General features: G+C 36.1%; 14 protein-coding genes. 4 read left to right on the top strand and 10 right to left on the bottom strand.

Going from position 1 to position 18761, the window contains the following annotated elements:
* Positions 1 to 41: 41 nt before the first annotated feature.
* Entirely contained in the window at positions 42 to 623 is a 582-nt protein-coding gene (locus tag LV89_RS14680) for a nucleotidyltransferase family protein (RefSeq protein WP_109743667.1), read from the bottom strand.
* A gap of 109 nt (positions 624 to 732) precedes the next feature.
* Between LV89_RS14680 and LV89_RS14675 the strand changes: the two genes are divergently transcribed.
* The 3 genes from LV89_RS14675 (at position 733) to LV89_RS14665 (ending at position 3311) form a co-directional block, all read left to right on the top strand.
* Positions 733 to 1410 carry a hypothetical protein gene (locus LV89_RS14675; RefSeq protein WP_109743666.1) on the top strand — a complete coding sequence of 226 codons (678 nt, stop codon included), beginning with the start codon at positions 733 to 735 and terminating at the stop codon, positions 1408 to 1410.
* A 281-nt stretch (positions 1411 to 1691) separates the two neighbouring features.
* A complete protein-coding gene (locus LV89_RS14670; RefSeq protein ID WP_109743665.1) occupies positions 1692 to 2141 on the top strand; it encodes a PspC domain-containing protein in 450 nt (149 codons plus the stop codon).
* Between the two features lie 192 nt (positions 2142 to 2333).
* Positions 2334 to 3311: a toast rack family protein gene (locus LV89_RS14665; protein ID WP_109743664.1), complete on the top strand. Its 978-nt coding sequence runs from the start codon at positions 2334 to 2336 to the stop codon at positions 3309 to 3311.
* A gap of 58 nt (positions 3312 to 3369) precedes the next feature.
* Here LV89_RS14665 and mce read toward each other — a convergent pair whose 3' ends face one another.
* The 9 genes from mce to LV89_RS14620 all read right to left on the bottom strand — a co-directional run bounded on the left by mce (position 3370) and on the right by LV89_RS14620 (position 17216).
* A complete protein-coding gene (gene mce / locus LV89_RS14660; RefSeq protein ID WP_109743663.1) occupies positions 3370 to 3768 on the bottom strand; it encodes a methylmalonyl-CoA epimerase in 399 nt (132 codons plus the stop codon).
* 221 nt (positions 3769 to 3989) lie between these two features.
* Positions 3990 to 6128, bottom strand: a complete 2139-nt coding sequence (locus tag LV89_RS14655; protein WP_109743662.1) for a hypothetical protein — start codon at positions 6126 to 6128, stop codon at positions 3990 to 3992.
* A gap of 173 nt (positions 6129 to 6301) precedes the next feature.
* The gene (locus tag LV89_RS14650) at positions 6302 to 7978 is read right to left on the bottom strand and encodes a GH39 family glycosyl hydrolase (protein ID WP_109743661.1); all 1677 of its coding nucleotides are present in this window, start codon (positions 7976 to 7978) and stop codon (positions 6302 to 6304) included.
* A 51-nt stretch (positions 7979 to 8029) separates the two neighbouring features.
* Positions 8030 to 8491: an IS200/IS605 family transposase gene (tnpA, locus tag LV89_RS14645; protein WP_109743660.1), complete on the bottom strand. Its 462-nt coding sequence runs from the start codon at positions 8489 to 8491 to the stop codon at positions 8030 to 8032.
* 892 nt (positions 8492 to 9383) lie between these two features.
* Entirely contained in the window at positions 9384 to 10322 is a 939-nt protein-coding gene (locus LV89_RS14640) for a glycoside hydrolase family 43 protein (RefSeq protein WP_109743659.1), read from the bottom strand.
* A 94-nt stretch (positions 10323 to 10416) separates the two neighbouring features.
* Positions 10417 to 12378, bottom strand: coding sequence for a glycoside hydrolase family 88 protein (locus LV89_RS14635; protein ID WP_109743658.1), 1962 nt, complete (start codon positions 12376 to 12378; stop codon positions 10417 to 10419).
* 316 nt (positions 12379 to 12694) lie between these two features.
* A complete protein-coding gene (locus tag LV89_RS14630; RefSeq protein WP_109743657.1) occupies positions 12695 to 13345 on the bottom strand; it encodes a gluconate 2-dehydrogenase subunit 3 family protein in 651 nt (216 codons plus the stop codon).
* 137 nt (positions 13346 to 13482) lie between these two features.
* On the bottom strand, positions 13483 to 15228 hold the full coding sequence (locus LV89_RS14625; RefSeq protein WP_109743656.1) for a GMC oxidoreductase: 1746 nt from the start codon (positions 15226 to 15228) through the stop codon (positions 13483 to 13485).
* A gap of 341 nt (positions 15229 to 15569) precedes the next feature.
* The gene (locus LV89_RS14620; protein WP_109743655.1) at positions 15570 to 17216 is read right to left on the bottom strand and encodes an amino acid permease; all 1647 of its coding nucleotides are present in this window, start codon (positions 17214 to 17216) and stop codon (positions 15570 to 15572) included.
* Positions 17217 to 17583: 367 nt separating this feature from the next.
* On the opposite strand from LV89_RS14620, the gene LV89_RS14615 reads away from it, so the two are divergent.
* Positions 17584 to 18591, top strand: coding sequence for a glycosyltransferase family 2 protein (locus LV89_RS14615; protein WP_109743654.1), 1008 nt, complete (start codon positions 17584 to 17586; stop codon positions 18589 to 18591).
* Positions 18592 to 18761 lie beyond the last annotated feature (170 nt).

The following is an 18761-nucleotide window of genomic DNA, read 5'->3' as shown; positions in this document are numbered from 1 at the left end:
ATAAGCAAAAAACCGAAAGAATTTCTTTCGGTTTTTTTGCTTTAAAACGTATTTAGTTGCTTTAAATCTTCTAAGGTATCTATATCAAAACTGCCTTCTTGAAAATCGATAACTCCAATTTTACCTTCATATTTATGCAAAAATGCTCTTGCACCTCTATCTCCTTTTAGCTTTAGTAGTTCAGGAAAGATTGTTTTATCAAATATCATGGGTACGCCCAATTGGTTTTTATATTGGCAAGCTATAATTGGCTGATGAAAGTTTGCAAATCTTTGCAAGATTTCTTGTAGTTTTTCAGCAGTAACAAAAGGTTGGTCGCACAATAAAACCATAATAGCATCAGTATTGTTAGCTAATTGTTGAACCCCAATGTTAATGGAAGTTCCCATACCTTCTTGCCAATCAGGATTAAAGACCGTTTTTACTTGTCCTGTAAATGGTTTCAAATTCGCTTCAATCAATTCTGCATTTGCTCCTAATACTATCAAAACATCCTTTGAAATGGTTAATGCCGTTTTTGTAATTCTTCGGATTAAAGTTTCACCTTGAAATTCTATGAGTTGTTTGGGTTGCCCTAAACGACTGGAATTACCAGCGGCGAGAATAAGAATGGAAAATGTCATTTTAAATGTTGATTAAGTTACTTTTGAAACCTTTGGCAGTCATAGTATTGTTATTTAACTTGCAATAAATCAATTTTGAGTCATTAAATCTAAAATTTAAAAGAAATTTATGAAAAAGCTATTATTAGCCGCTATGCTATTGGCTGGTTTACAGTCAGTTAACGCTCAGGTATTCTCAGGAACTCAGGAAGTAGAGAAAGCAAATAAAGAAGGACTTTACACATCAGTTGCCATTGATGATAAATATGTAAAACAAGCTTGGCAAGCAGAATTGGCCAAATATGGTAAAGTGGAATCTGGGAAAAGTGGTGCTTATAAAGTAACAGGAGCTAATATGCCGACTATCTCTGGTGACCCTGTAATGTTGGTAAGTCGTATTTCATCTGAGAAAGGACGCACAAAAATATTTTTATCTTTAGGCTTAGGCGATGAGGCTTATGTAGGAGCAACTCACCCAAAATATGCTTCGGCAGAAAAGATTTTGAATGATTTTGTGGAGGTAATTAATCTTCAAGAAGGAGTAAGAGTGGAAGAGAAAAATTTAGAAGATGTGAAGGACAAGCAGACTAAAGTTATCAAAACAGGAGATAAGTTAGTCCGTGCCATTGAAGACAATAAAAGAGAGAAAGAAAAGCTTTTAAAGAAAATTGAAGAGAATAAGGTAGAATTAGAGAAACTTTTGACTGATGTTGAGCAAAATAAAAAAGACCAAATTTCGGCAGGAGAAAATACTAATGTACAACTGAAGAAAGTAGAAGAAGCAAAAGCAAAAGTTCCTAAACAGTAGTAGAAGAAGTAAAAGGAAAGGGTTAAGAGGATATAAGTCCTTTTAACCCTTTTTTGTTTAAACAGGTTCTTAATCTCAAATGAAAATTAATCCATTCTTAATTCTACGTTACCGTTTATTTAATTCCAAGTTGCCGTTTGTAAAAGTCATGATACCTTTCGGACATAAAACAAGGTACTATGTATTGTAAAGTAGCGAAAACTTTCAGATATTAGCATCAAGTTTTAAGAAATGAATTTCTCTAAATCAATTGATTATTCAAATTTTAAACAACAGTAACCATGAATCAGAACTTATATCGCATACCTTCAAAAGGACAATTAGGAGGTGTTGCCGCAGGATTAGCAGAACGTTTTGGCATTGACATCGCAGTGATGAGAATCATTTTGTTTCTCGGATTAATATTTACACACGGTATTTTTTTCTGGATTTATATTATCTTGTGGGCAACATTACCCGTACAAGAACAATGGCAAACCGCTAACGGAGCAGATGCCTCTAACGAATTTACTTTTAACGAAACACTAACAAACATGAAAAAAGATTCAAGCAAAGTTTGGGGGATTGTCTTAATCATCCTCGGTACAATTTTCCTTTTAGATGAATGGATTCCAGATTTTGATTTTGGTAAATTTTGGCCGCTAATTTTAATCGGAGTAGGTGGTTATATCATCTTCAAGGATAAAGACAAAATTGATTTTCATAACGATAGTAATAATAGTAACCTCTAAATCAGTTGACAGTTATCAGTGAACAATTAACAGATATTCGTCATACTTTAAAGTAAGAGTTAAGTTTTGGGTATTTAGTATTGAAACTCGTTATGTATCAAACTGTTGTATCCTTTTCAGCTTATTCTATCTTTTGTGATTACGTACCTGTTAATTGTTCACTGTTAATTGCTAACTGTTCACTGAAATAACATGAACTCTAAAAATATTTTTGCGGGTGGATTTTTGATTCTGCTCGGTATCTTGTTCTTGGGTAAAGAATGGGGCTGGTTTCATATCAATTGGCACGAAATCTCTCGATTATGGCCTTTATTGTTGATATATCTTGGTTTGGTAGCTTTGTTAGGAAAGACAAATCGTTCGGCAACAGTTATTACTATTGTGCTTTTATGTATTGCCATTCCAACGGTTATTGTGAGAAGTTGTCAAGAAAAAGTTGGTGATGCTTTTGACCATAACGGAATCCACATTGACATGGATGACGACGATGATGACCATGACAATAACGACGATGACGATGATGATAAAGATTATGCCTTTAAAGGTTCTAAACAAAATTTGGTAGAACCCATGAATGCAAGCATTAAAAGTGCAACTTTGAATTTCTCGGGTGGGGCTGCTGAGTTTGATATTAAAGAAACGTCAAAAGATTTAGTTGAAGCAGATGCAGAGCTTAATTTTGGCAATATTTCTTTGAAAAAAACAGGTGATGCCGATAGTCCGAAAGTAGATTTTGCCTTGAAAGGAAAAACCAATAACATCAATATTGATGAAGATAACCACAACAAGGTAAATTTGAAATTGAATCCTGAAGTAATTTGGGATATGAATTTTGAATTTGGAGCAGGGAAAGCAGATTTTGATTTAAGTCAGTATAAAATCAAAAATCTCTCTATCAAAACAGGTTTGACTGAAACGGACGTGAAATTGGGTGATAAAACGGATAATTTAGACGTTAAAATTGAATCAGGTTTGACCGATATTGAATTTCAAGTTCCAGAATCTGTTGGTTGTAGAATTGATATTGATGGAGGTTTGAATGACAAAGATTTTGACGGATTTATTCAGAAAAATGGTCATTGGGAAACACCAAATTTTGACAAGTCAACCAAGAAAATCAACCTAAAATTTGAAGGCGGTTTACAGTCTTTGAAAGTTAGAAGATATTAAAATGTAACACGATGCTTCCGCATCGAACTTATTAAAGTTTCGATGCGGAAGCATCGTGTTACATTCCCTGACAAAGTTCTATCAAAACCGAATTTGTACCTTTAGGGTGCAGGAAACACACTAATTTATTATCTGCTCCAGGTTTAGGCGTTTCGTTCAAAAGCGTAAAACCCTCTGATTTTAACCTTGCCATTTCCGAAATTATATCTGCTACCTCAAAGGCAATATGATGGATGCCTTCCCCTTTTTTCTCAATAAATTTTGCAATGGGACTATCAGGATTTGTGGCTTCTAAAAGCTCAATTTTGGTTTGTCCCGTCTGAAAAAAAGAAGTCATAACTCCTTCCGATTCAACGCCTTCTTGCTTGTACGGAGCAACGCCTAATAATTTCGTGAATAAATCGTTTGAAAATGCTAAACTCTTAACGGCAATGCCAATATGTTCTACGTGTTGCATGGTTTTGTTTGCTATATTTTCATAAAGTTATATAAAACTTTACGCCCGATTTATCACAAAGAATATTTGTTCATGTAAATTTTGTAAAAGAGTATATTTTGAGGTTTTAGGGGTTGGGTTTTAGGGGTTGGGTTTTAGGTTTTAGTAATTTATGTTAGTGTTTTTATGAATCATGCGTTTTTTACTAACAACTAATCCCTAAAACCTAAGACCTTTTAATTCTAAAAAAACTTCTCCAAACCTTCCCATTTAACCTTCCAAGAACCATCTTTTGGAAAACCGGGATTTTGTGTTTTGCAGTCGTCATAACCTGCACACATCAAGGCAACGGCGGTTAAAAGTCCCCCATTTCCCGGTAAATAAAGACGTAAACGACCATCTTGAAAATTATGACCATTTGCTAAATACGTATTTGTTCTAATTTTCATCATCAATCCGTCGATAGCTTTTTCGGGCATATCCAAACGTGTGGCAGTCATAGCAACCATTGGGAAGTCCCAGCCCCAAGTGTCTTGCCAATCCCATATTTCCCAAACTTTTTCAAAAGTTCTTTTCATCGTTGGCTTGTCAAGCATTGGCGTTTCTGGCAACATTCCGAGTGTACATAAAACCGCTGGGTGGTCAGTCAAATATTTAGGATTTGTATAAGAATCCTGAGCGTTTTCAGTGGCTAAATAAACGCCGTCTTTAGTGGGTAACGGCGATAAATTGTCAATCACTTTTTGCCAGTTTTCATTAGGTTTCAAGCCTAATCTTTTACGCCAATTTTGGGCAATTGTTAAAGTCTGATACCAATAGTTTAACTCATAAGTTGGGTTAAAAGTATCCTCAGGTTTAAATCTTTCTTGAGCCGAAATAATCCCTTTTCCTAAAATATACTTTCCCTTATCTTTATCAAAATACGCAAATGAAGCCATAAAATCAGCGGTTTCAAAAACAACCTGTTTGTATTTTTCTAAGGTTTGGCGGTTGGGTTTCTGACGATAAACCAATTCTGAAAACGTAATAATATGTGGTTCTTGCCAAATCAAATAAGAACCCACCGACGACGATGTTTCTCCGCCGTCATTATCCGTCATTTTAGCCCATCTTGCTCCTGCAAAACCTTGTCTTTTGGCTATTGTTCGGGCAGTTGGCAATGCTTTTTTATACCAAGCTAAACTTTTTTCTAATAAATCTACTCGTCCCCAAAGGGCAAAATGTACCCCATGCCACCAGTGCATTTCGAGGTGCGGTTTTCCAAACCATGAATTATAAGTTAGCCCAGTTTCTTGCGGAGGAGCAGAACCTGCACATTGTATTTTAGTAAGATATTCAGAAAGGATAATTTGACGTTCCAATTCATTCGCTCGTGGGTCGGTGCTTCCTGTAAAGTCAATTGCTCCGCCCGAATTCCAGAAGTTAAACCAACTGAAAATACTATTGTTTTGAACAGCACTAAAATTGATTTTTTGAGCAATATTCTTTTCTGAAAACTGACAATTTAACATCAAAATATCCGAAGATTTTGACGGCTCAAATACAAAATAATGAGGTTCTGTCTCTTGTAATTTTCCGCTATTGTTCCACGATAAATGAACGAAATATTGGTCTTGGTCTAAAGTATGATTAACCGTTGCTTGGGTTTGAGAATAAGCCGTAATTTTTGAACTATGTTTCTCCGAATTCTTCCAATTATTTCCTGCATCTACAAATTTATCGGTAGGGTAGGGCAGGCGTAAACGAATTTTCAACTGTCCTGTTTTCACTAAATTAGACTTTACCTTTACCGCAATAATATCCTTTTGCTGATGACAAAAAGTTTGAACATCAACTGCTTCACCATCAAAAGTAAAATGACTTTTTATTTCTCCCGTAAATGGATTTAATGTTTGTGAAACATTTTGAATATCAGAAGGTTGACCTTTTGAATTGTCTTTTTTGAATAACTCAAAACCAAGATTTCCTAATTGCAAACGATGCGGATTTTGACGAAGAAAATCAGAAGCCTCTTTTTTACGTTTAGGTTCATTCCATTGTGCAGCATAAGGCACTTTTCGTCCGTGAGATTCAAGGTCTTTTAGTGTTTCTTCGATTTTGTAATTACCCACATTTGGGAATTTATGCCAACCCCATTCCGACTGTGTGCCGAGTGACATTCCATTGGCATAAAAATCAGGAAAAGTTTGTAAACCCGTAGCATCAACCGTGAACGCAAAACCGCCATTTCCAACGGATAAAGATGACAAAGTATCAAGTTTATTGACATGAACTTGATGGCGTTCTACAACTGCTTTTCTGTCAATTTTTTGAGCAGAAATGGACAGGGGGAAATATAAAAAAGCTGAATAAGCAAGTGCTTTGAAAATGTTTTTCTTCATTAAAATAGATTTTTATTTTAGGATAAATATTAGCAATATATTATTTGACATTTGGTAGTGGCGTATAGCATACGCCAACATCGCCATAACATTGGCGTATGCTATACGCCACTACCAAATAAACGAAATCAATACTATTAAATATTTATTGTTGGTACTTACATTATTGATATTTACCAGTCAAATTTCAACAATGAAACGCCTTGTCTTGGTAAAGAAATAGTCATTTTTAGTTCGCCATTTTGTGTTTTTACGTAGCTTGGCGAAGTCAATAAAGTTAATTGTCCCGCTTTCTCTAAGATTGCAATTTGCTCTTTCGTTGGGTTTTCGGGTGAACCCATTTTCTTCCAAACTTCGTAAGAATTACTGTTTTCGTTGTCAATTCTGTAATGGTGAAAATTGACTTGTTTAGCTGGAAATCCCTTCAAATTTACCTCAATATTTGCATTAGGAGCTTGCACGTCATCATCATGATAATGCCAAAGCATAACTGCTGCCGAATGTGCATCTTTACTGGCAAGAGCGTCAATATCAGCGTTTTTACCTCGAACGCTTGAATCTCTGACCATCGTGAAATTATAGTTTTGATTGCCTTTAACTTCTACTCTTTTTCCCGACATCATTCCGAACATTCGGAACACATTCAACACAGGTTTATCAATGCCATTGGTCGCCAAATCACGGAATCCGTAGAAATAAGGCTGATTTTCAAACTCGAAAGACCAACTGACTGCTCCTAAAAGATTGGCTTTGTGGAAGTCGGCAAGGGCATATTTTCGGGCAAAAGAAGCGGCCGTATAACTTGAATACATGGTGCCATTTCGGTAAGCATTTTGTGGGTTCGTTTTCATACCACAAGCCGCACAACCTTCTGGGTCAGACTCGCCAATGATGATGGGCAAGTTTTTAAGCGTTGGATAAGAAGTTACAATTCTGAAACCTTCCGAAATATCACGCAATTGCGTTCCCATGTTCATTTGCACGTGTCCATCCACAATTTTGGGAGCACCTTTGGCATGAAAAGAGATAAAATCTAAAGGAGAACCGATTTTACCTGTTACATAATTCGTATCCGACACACAGTGTTTTAGAAAAATATTTAAGAAATCAGCGGCTTTATTCCAGCTTGGTCCTGTGGTTTCTGGACCTCCCATTCTAATAGTTGGCAAGGCACGTTTGGCGGCGTCGGCAGTATAGTCGTACAATTTACAATATTCTTGAACTGTTCCGCTCCAATAGCCAATATTGGGTTCATTCCAAAGCTCCCAATACCACGTTTCAACCTCCGCTTTTCCGTATCGTGCCACAGAGTGTTTTACCCATTCATAGACTAAATTTGCCCATTTTTTATAATCTTTTGGCGGGTAAGTCCAACCTTTATAAATATCATTATAAGGCATTCCGGGTTGCCAATGATGTTCGTAAGGTTGTGGTTTGGTTGATAAAACTTCGGGCATAAAACTAAATTGAGCCACTGGTTTTATACCTCTTTGTAAATACGTATCAAAGATTTTATCAACAATCGTCCAGTCATAAATGGGGTTTCCTTTGGCATCTTCGGTATAAACATTGGTTGAACCCCATTTTAAAGTGAGTGTATCATGTCCAGAAGTTAACAGATTATGAGCTCGAAAATAAACAGGAACGGGACTTAATGTCGATAATTCGGAAAGCAACTTTTTGCCGTCTTTCATGTAGGCATAATTGGGTTCGTCTGCTCCAAAAAATGCCCAAAATGGATACATTTCGCCAATGTTTTTATTGAAATCAACATTGATAGTGCTTGTTTTTTGAGCAAAAGATTGATAACTACCAATCAATGCGAATAAGATTAAGGTTATTTTTTTCATAGCGTTTTGTTTAGATGATAAATTGAAACCTTCCGTAGTTCTGTAAGATATTTATGCTAATTCTTTAAAAATATATTGTTCATCATAAGGCACATTGAATTTGTTAAGAAAATTTAGATACTCCTGTTCAAAGGTTTGCTTTTTATGATGCTCTTCTTGATTTTGAATGTATTTATAAACATTGTCAATTTGTGATTGTCCATAAGAAAATACACCGTAACCTTCTTGCCATTCAAATCTTTCTGGTGTTAAGGAATGGTCATTTATATGTTTTGATGATTTAGCTTTGACCGTTTTCATTAATTCTGAAACGGAAACAACTGGTTTTAATCCCAAAAAACAATGAACATGGTCTTCTACGCCGTTAACAATGATTGTTTTACATCCTGTTTCATTTATTAAATTTCCAATGACAGCAAATAATTCGCTTTGCCAAGATTTGTCAATTACTGCGTTTCGATATTTTACTGCAAAAACTGTTTGTAGATAGATTTGATGATAGGTATTTGCCATTTTTTAATTTTATTAAGTGTGAAGAGTTGTAATGTATTGCATCGTCAATCAACGGATTAAAATCCGTTGTTACCAAATTGTCCGTTGGAATTCTAATTTATAATCGTCAACGGATTAAAATCCGTTGTTACCCAATTGTCCGTTCCTATGGAACTTGTAGGGCTGCTTATTTTATAATTACCAACGGATTAAAATCCGTTGGTACCCAATTGTCCGTTCCTACGGAACTTGTAGGGCTGCTTATTTTATAATTACCAACGGATTAAAATCCGTTGTTACCCAATTGTCCGTTCCTATGGAACTTGTAGGGCTGCTTATTTTATAATTACCAACGGATTAAAATCCGTTGGTACCCAATTGTCCGTTCCTACGGAACTTGTAGGGCTGCTTATTTTATAATTACCAACGGATTAAAATCCGTTGTTACCCAATTGTCCGTTCCTACGGAACTTGTTGGTCTGCTGATTTTATAATCGTCAACGGATTAAAATCCGTTGCTACCAAATTGTCCGTTCCTACGGAACTTGTTGGTCTGCTATTCATAATTTTTCAAGAGCCTTAGGCTCGGAGCATTTTGTAGCGGTAGATTTTAATCTACCGAAATGTTAAATATTCAACGGATTAAAATCCGTTTTTACCCAATTGTCCGTTCCTACGGAACTTGTTGAGCTTGGTTTTTTACAAGAGCCGTCGGCTCGGAGCATTTTGTAGCGGTAGATTTTAATCTACCGAAATGTTAAATATTCAACGGATTAAAATCCGTTTTTACCCAATTGTCCGTTCCTACGGAACTTGTTGAGCTTGGTTTTTTACAAGAGCCGTCGGCTCGGAGCATTTTGTAGCGGTAGATTTTAATCTACCGAAATTTTGAAATTTTAATTCATTCAAAATTTCATTTCCCCAACCCCTCAAAAACCGCCTCCGAAACTTTCAAAACTGTTCCGTGACGTAAACCCTTCGGAAAACTAACTTTGTCCGAAATATCTTCCCATGTTTTTAAGTCTTTTGAGCGAATTGCTCCGTATTTGTGGTCACGGTATTTGTCGAAATACACATAAACATATTCGCCAATTCTAATGGAAGTTGGACCTTCTGCCCAATAATTACCTGTAATTGGAGCAGAAACATTAGTAGAAAACGAACTTGCCTTTTTAGATTCTATCACTCGAATGTTCTTTTGTGGAGGATTCGGATTTTCATTTTTGACAAACATAAAATACGATTTTCCATCTTTCAGAATCGTTGCATCAATTGCACTAAAATCTGGGTTAAAAAACATTTCTGTTTTACTGAAAGTCTTAAAATCTTTGGTTTTTGTATAATAAATTCTGTGATTTAAGCCTTTTTCTTTCTCAGATTCTGCTACATCGCCGTGTCTTCCCGGAATGGTAGTTGCCCAAAAAATAAGATATTCTTTTTTCTTATCATCATAAAAAACTTCGGGAGCCCAAGAGTTTTTGGCAGTTGGTTCGTGTTCCATTACAGGAATTGCTTTTTGTTCTGACCAATTGATTAGGTCTTTTGAAGAAGCATAACCAATGATTTTATCATACCAACCACTCGTCCAAACCATGTGGAATGTGCCATCATTGGCTTGTATCAAACATGGGTCACGCATGAGTTTGTCTTTGCCAATTTCGGGTTTTAAATATGACTTGCCATCTTTTACGGTTTCCCAAGAAAGCCCGTCTTTGCTGTACGCAAAATGTAGCCCGTCTTGTCCGTTATTGGTAAAATAAGAGAATAAATAAACGTCTTTTTGTTGTCCCAAACTGCTATTGGCAACCAATAAAATGAAGAGAAATAATGTTTTATGAAATGTGTTTTTCATTGATAGATTTAGTTTTGAGATTAATAAATAATAGGATGCCGATTTAAGTACCGACATCCCATTAGATTCTTAATAATTGAAAATAGTCAATGAATTACTTTTTAGCTTCAAGCAACCATTTTGCTAAGTCTTTTGCAGCGTTGAAGTTTTCAAAACTCATCGGAATTTTATGTGCATTTACATATTCATTGTACAACCAAGGGTCGCCAATAGCAAAAACTCGTCCTTTTCCAACATTGGCAACTGCCATAATAACATCGCCTTTGTCTGTTAAAACTGACTGAGCAGGAACTTTTAAAGCAAGTGTTGCCAATTCTTTCACATAAATTGATTTCGTATTTTTGAAAATCAAATTGTTTGCAGGAATATCCAAACGACCTTGTTCAAACTGAACTCCTTGAACCATATTTCTATTTTTAGTAGTAAATTCAATTCCGAACGCCTGAGCTAATTGGTTAAATTTTGGAATTTCACAATTTGACGTATCATTTGCCATCATAACCAATGTTCCACCCGCTTTTACCCAATTGCTAATTTCTTGAACATCCTTCGCACTCATATAATTTGGAGAAGCCGTTTCTTTCTTAGAATCTGGGTCAACGATAATGTAAACATTTGCTGATTTTAAATTTTGAGCGGTTGGAGCAGAAGTCAAAGTTGAAGTTTTTGCACCAAAATCATTGAAAACACTTCCAAACCAAGCAAAACCAGAGTCGAAACGGTCTTCCCAAGTATAGTGAAATTTCAAACCGTTATCTTTTCTGTATTCGTTATTGAAATAGTTATCAAGCATAACCGTTTTTCCTTTTCCAACCGTTAATGAACTTAATAATTCTGCCTCAATACAAGCTTCCATAAAAGGTCCTGCTGCCTTCAAATCATCTGTTCTTGTTGGTTCTTTTACGTAATAATCATACGTTCCGTCACGGTATGGCGTGCCACCTAAACCTGCACCACCAACTGCTTTTGTTAAGTGAGTATTTCCTTGTGCATCGGTTTCAATGAAGGTTTTTATTAAACCATCATATCCTTTTTTGATAGCAGGTAAATAAGAATCACTGATGTAACCCATACGAGCGGCTTTTGCTAATCCATAGATAAACATGGATGAACCAGAAGATTCAAGGTAATTGCCTGCTTGACCTCCTTTGTCGGTTACTTGCCACCAAACACCCGAAGCTGGGTCTTGATATTTTACGATTCCTGCTGAGGTACGTTCTAAAACGGCAATTAATTCAGCACGACGAGGGTGGTCTTTTGGTAAATAATCCAAAACATCTACTAAACCCATGATGTACCAACCCATTGCACGACTCCAAAATTCTGGAGATTTTCCATTCTGCGGATTCGCCCATTTTTGCTGACGACTTTCGTCCCAACCATGATAAAGTAAACCTGTTTTTTCATCACGTGCGTAGCGTTCCATCCAAACAAATTGATTTACAATGTCATCGAAGTTTTCTTTTTTACCTGTCATCAATGAATATTCAGCGTAAAAAGGTTCAGCCATGTAAAGTCCATCCAACCACATTTGCGATGGATATTTTAATTTATGCCAAAAACCGCCTACTTTATTACGTGGTTGAACTCCTAATTGCTTGTATAATAAATCAGCGGCAAGTTTATATTTATTGTCGTGGAAAGTTTGATAAAGTGTCAATAATTGACGTCCCGATGGAATATTATCCAAATTATAATCATCCATTTTGAAGGTACGAATGTTACCATCTGGCAAGATAAATTTATCAACAATTCTACGCATATATTGAAGATAACGAGCATCTCCAGAAGTACGCCATAAACGTTCCATTCCTTCTAATACTACACCCATTTCATAGTTCCAGTTGGCAGGACGAGCTTTTTGTGCTTGTTCAACCGTCATACCCGCAGGAATTTGTTTATCTTGTTCTAAATGACTGGCGTATTTCATCACCACCATCGAATCTTGATAGGTTTTCATGATAGTTTCTGCCAGTTTTTCTGCATAATTGCGTTGTGCAAAAAGCGAAGGGCTTGCTAAAAGCAGAAGAAATAATATAGACTTTTTAGGGTTCATATATGAGGATTTGTTAAGGAAATGAAAGTAAAAAACTCAATTTTGGGAGTTGTATGGAAAAGACAAGGCAGGCGTTTATTTACTCATTGATGATGTATATGTAAACGAAAAGTAAGTTGCACGAGGTCTATGGTATTGAATCTATTTAAAATATGTTCTTCTATAATTTATAATGCAGGCAGGATTCAACACTGCCTGCGTTCGTATCTGCTTCTTCCTCAATGCAAAAAAGAGTCGATAAGAAATTTTTTCCTACCGACTCTTTTCTAATCCTATTCGTAAAATTAGCCTATTGCCTATGGCATACAGCCCAAAACTACGAATAACTCAATCCATATTGTTTCAAAACATCGTCTGGAACGCCTTCCCAATTGTTAGGACGGTTTCCTTGATAATCCATGTCTTTATGTCCCATTTCAGAAGAATAAAAACCTGATGCAGTTAAATTTCTCATTAATGTAAAGAAATTTACACCTTGTGAAAATTCTTTTTTCGCCTGTTCTGGATACGCAATATCATCAACAATATTGATTTGTTCTTTAGCAGTACAAGCCACAAAATCTTTCCCGAAACGCTTGATTGCCGTAGAATCTAACCAACGTAAACCACCACGCATAGGCGTTTTGAATTCTGGTTTGTCTTTCGTGATGAACTCAATAAAAGCAGGAACACCCGCCTGAGAAGCACTTCCCGAGAATTTATCAGCAGGAATAATAATATCTGACAAAACGGTAATGGTTTTCATTTCATGGTCTGTATAAAACTTTTCGGCTAAGAGTTTGGCGTCTCTTGCCATTTCGTCTTTTGTTCTACCATAATTGTATTTTGGCGTTGTGGTAGGAGCTGCTGCTGCTTTTGGTTTCGGCTTTGGACCATCTAACATTTCACCTGCCAACGCATCTTGACTAACTACCGCCAATCCAAGCGATGAAAGTCCTATATTTTTAAGAAAATCTCTCTTTTTCATAATGATTTTATTGCACACAGATTGAACGGATTGGACACGGATTTCTTCTTTTTTGATTAAATGATTGCTATAACTTTTCTGAAAAATAAAATTTGTTATAATCCGTGTCTAATCCGTAAAATCCGTGTTCCATCAGCTTAAAGTGAGCCTTTTTTCTTTTGTTCAATGATATAATTTGAAGTACGTGCTGATAACGCCAAAATCGTCCAAGTGGCATTTTTATCTCCTTGTGAAACAAATGGAGCGGCATCGGCTACAAATAAGTTTTTCACATCGTGAGCTTGGCAATTACTGTTCAATACCGACGTTTTAGGGTCGTTACCCATACGAGCTGTACCTACTTCGTGGATGATTTTTCCAGGTTCAGCTAAGCCATAATTGCTTTTAGCGTCAGGTTTTCCTCCTAATGGCACACCACCAATTTCATGAATAATTTGCTCGAAAGTATCTTGCATGTGTTTTGCCTGCTTAATTTCATAATCTGACCAATTATAGTTGAATCTCAACACAGGAATACCATATTTATCAACCACATTCGGGTCAATTTCACAATAATTGTTATAGTCAGGTACAGGTTCTCCACGTCCCGCCATGTGAATATAAGCACCATAGAAACGACGGTAATCTTCTTTTAAAGATGCTCCGTAACCACCTGCTGCTTTTTTGATACCCTCACGAGTTGGATATTTTTCGTTGATTCCTTCAATACCCCAACCAAAACCATAAGCTGGCATTCCCATACCTCCACCGTATTCAATGTGATAACCTCTTGGGAAGTCTAATTTTTTGTTATCCAACCACCAAGGCGTATAAACGTGCATACCGCCAACACCGTCTTCATTATAACGTTTTCTGTCAAATAATGCTGGAATAATACCTGCACGAGAAGCCCCCGTTGAGTCATTGATATAACGACCAACGATACCGCTTGAATTGGCTAAACCATTCGGGAAGCGAGCAGATTTTGAGTTTAATAACAAACGAGCCGTTTCTCCCGCACTTGCTGCTAAAATAACCACTTTCCCTTTCACTACTTTTTCAGTCATCGTTTGGGTATCCACATAAGATACACCCGTTGCCAAGCCCGTAGTTGGGTCTGTCAATACTTCACGAGCCATTGCGTAGGTAATCAGATGGCAATTTCCTGTTTTCATTGCAGGAATCATCAAAACCGACGACGAAGAAAAATCGGCATACGCCTGACACGCTCTACTACATTGACTACAATAAAAACATTGTCCACGCTCTTTATTGACAGGTTTTGTAAGAATTGATAAACGAGAAGGAATGGTTGGAATCCCCAATTTCTTATTACTTCTCTGGAGCATCAATTCATGTAAACGCTGTTTGGGAGGAGGCAAAAAGTATCCATCAGGATTGTTGTGCATCCCCTCATTTGTCCCGAAAACACCGATTAATTTATCAACATAATCGTAATATGGTTTGATGTCATCATAACCAATAGGCCAGTCATCACCTAAGCCATCAATAGATTTACGCTTGAAATCATCTGGTCCAAAACGTAGCGAAATACGTCCCCAGTGGTTGGTACGCCCTCCCAACATTCTTGAACGAAACCAGTGAAATTGAGTACCTTTTGTAGTGGTATATGGCTCACCGTCGATGTCCCAACCTCCATAAGCAGCATCAAAGTCACCAAAAGCACGAGTTGAACTTGCTCCACGACGAGGAGATTCCCAAGGAGCTTTTAATTGAGTAATATATTTTGGGTCGGCAGGGTCATAATACTGTCCTGCTTCTAATACGCAAACTTTTGCCCCAGCCTTAGTGAGTTCGTATGCAGCCATACCACCACCAGCACCAGAGCCGATAATGACTACATCATACTCGGTTGACTGTTCTTTTATCTGAAAATCAAGCATTGTGTTTTAGGTTAAATTAAAGGATATTCGTTTATTAAGAAATGTAATATAAACTTAAAAAATTACTGATTAATCAATGTCTAAATTTTTGAATAAAATTGAATATATTTTGATTAGAAATTGATTAAATTCTTAATGGATTAGCTTTAAGAGAGTTCCTGATTAAAATCAAAGTTCCTTATTTTGTTACTCAAATATATCCTTTATTATCCTACTTTTAATTAATTATTTTTAGAGAAACTGAATATCATTTTGAAAACATCACCTACTTTTTAATATCGGTTAAAAAACAAAAAAAGTCAGCCTTTTTCAAGACTGACCTCCAATATTTTATTCAAACATTATTTACTCAATTTGCTATGTTTATAACCGTAAGAGAAATAAATGACTAATCCGATAGCCAACCAAATGATAAAAATTGTCCAGTTGGTTATGCCTAATTCTGTCATTAAATAAAGGTTTGTCAGAATACCCAAAACTGGCAACATTGAAAACTTAAATTTAAAAGCCATAACAGCTAATGCTCCCCAAACTAACCAAAAAACTACTAAAAGGGGTTTGTCAGAAATTTCAGAAAAGAAAAAACCTTGTGAAACCGAATAAGCCAAAGCGATAATTAATAATCCCCCAACTAAATATTGTCCATTCAGATACGGAATTTTAAACTTTGCATCTTTCGACATTCCTTTATAATCTAAATATAAAACGCCTCCACAAACTAAAATAAAGGCAAAGAATGTTCCTACACTCGTTAAATCCACAAAAAAACCCATATCCAAAAACAACGATGGAACTGCAACCACAATACCTGTAATGATAGTGGCAAAACTTGGTGTTTTGTATTTTGGGTGAATATCTGAGAATTTTTTCCAAAGTAAACCGTCACGACTCATTGACATCCAGATACGGGGTTGTCCCATTTGATATACCAATAAGGCACTCGTAATAGCCACAACCGCCGAAACTGAAATGACCCCAGCCATAAAATCAAGGTTGATTTTTTGGAAAACATACGCCAATGGGTCGTCAACTTTCAATTCGGTGTAATTTACCATTCCTGTCAAAACCAATGTAATACAGACATATAAAACGGCACAAATTACCAAGCAGTAAATCATCGCTCGTGGTAAATCTCTTTGTGGATTTTTACATTCTTCAGCCGTTGTTGAAATAGAATCAAAACCAATAAAGGCAAAGAAAACCGAAGCTACACCTCCCAAAACGCCCTTCGCACCATTTGGAGCAAATGGCGACCAGTTTTCAGGTTTTACATAAAATGCACCTACCGAAATCACCAAGAAAATAACTACTAATTTCAGAACAACCAAGAAATTACTCGCCGTTCTTGATTCCTTAATACCAATATAAACCAATGAAGTTACCAACATCGTAATAACGCCAGCAGGCAAATCTATCAAGAATTTTATACCCGCAATAATAGGAGCGTGTTCATAAGCTTGGGCAGCAGCTAAATCCCCCCCAACGGCTTTTCCATCTTGATTGGCTAAAAAGGCTTTGTGAGCAGTTCCGTAGTCAAAAGTTAAATAGTCTGGAAAATGAATACCAAAACCTTCAAGCATAGAAACGAAATATTCTGACCATGAAATAGCCACTACCATATTTGAAACGGCATATTCTAATATTAATGCCCACCCGATTATCCACGCAAAAATTTCTCCGAAAGAAACATAAGCATAAGTATAAGCACTACCCGATACAGGAACCATTGAAGCAAATTGTGCGTAGCATAAAGCCGTGAAAATACAGGCAATTGATACAAAAACGAATAAGAGCGAAACCGCAGGACCTCCTTCAAAACTTGCTCGTCCGATTGTACTGAATATTCCTGCTCCAATAATAGCAGCAATACCAAATGAAGTTAAGTCTCGTACTCCTAATATCTTGACCAAGCCCGACCCATGCGAGTCTTCACTTTGCTTTAAGACATTAGAAATAGATTTTTGTCTAAAAATAGAATTGTTTGGCATTTAGTTTGAGTTATGAGTGATGAGTTAATAAATTATGAATAATAAGCAATGAGTTTGTTTGTAATTTTACATATAAGTTGTCTGCAAAATCAGGTCATGCTTGATTATGCAGTCATGGGTTGATTAATAGTAAATCCTAATGCCTAAATCCCAATCCCTACTTATCCCATCATTCATAATTTATAACTTAAAAAGCTAATTTACTGAAAAACTTCAAATAAAGCGAAACGCTTGTATTTGTTTAATTTTCGGAAAAATCAAATTAACTTTACAAATTATAGACTTAACCAATAAAAATGTTTTGACTGCCTTGATTAGAATGAGCATTTTGCACTCATTCCTTCATTAGCTCATTTAATCCTTACACATGAATCATACAGCAGTAGTTATTCTGAACTACAACGGTCAAAAATACTTATCCGACTTCTTGCCATCTGTCATTAGTAATTCTTCTGGTGCAGCTATTTATGTGGCAGACAATGCTTCAAAAGATGATTCTATTGCCATTCTTGAAAGCCAGTTTCCGCAAGTGAAAATTATCAAATTGAATCAAAATTTTGGTTTTGCACAAGGTTATAATGAAGCATTGGAACATATTAAAGGTCAGTATAAATATTATGTTTTGTTGAATTCAGACGTAGAAGTACCGCCCAATTGGATTGAACCTGTGTTACAGTTGATGAAAAGTAATTCAAACATTGCTGCTTGTCAACCTAAAATAAAAGCTTATCACGAAAAAACACATTTTGAATACGCTGGAGCAGCAGGTGGATACATTGACCGTTTGGGTTATCCTTTTTGTAGAGGAAGAGTCTTTCTTTCTTTGGAAGAGGATTTAGAGCAGTATAACGACAATGTAGAAGTTTTTTGGGCAACGGGTGCGTGTATGTTTGTAAGAGCAGATGTTTTTCACGAATTAGATGGTTTTGATGGCGATTTCTTTGCTCACATGGAAGAAATTGACCTTTGTTGGAGAATGAAACACGCTGGTTATCAGATTTATACCTGTGGACAATCAGAAGTTTTTCATGTGGGAGGAGGAACGTTACATAAGACAAATCCACACAAAACATTTTTGAATTTTAGAAATGGTTTGGCAATGCTCTATAAAAATCATCCAGACAAAGGGCTTTTTAAAACGATATTGACAAGGTTGATTTTAGATGGTGTTGCAGGAGTGAAATTCTTACTTTTTGATACTTGGGAAGACTGTTGGGCAGTAGCCAGAGCCCATTTTAATTTTTACGCCAATTTTGGCTCATGGTACAAAAAGCGTCAGAAGATAAAAAAGCGAGATAATTTAGGGCAAATATTTGCTCACAACATCGTTTGGCAACATTTTATTAAAGGAAAAGAAAGATTTGATGAAATGTGAGAATAGAGAATAGATGATAGAGAATAGATGATAGAGAAAAAATAATAGGGGTGGATTTCAGAAAAAGTTAATAAAAAATCAAAAATAAATTGTTTTTGAGGAACTAAAGTTGCAAAATCACACTCTTTCTTAACTCTTAACTCTTAACTCTTAACTCTTAACTCTTAACT

This window comes from Arcicella aurantiaca, assembly GCF_003148625.1.
Lineage (GTDB): Bacteria > Bacteroidota > Bacteroidia > Cytophagales > Spirosomataceae > Arcicella > Arcicella aurantiaca.
Note: the sequence above shows the minus strand (reverse complement) of the source record. Positions and strands in the feature narration are given on the sequence as shown.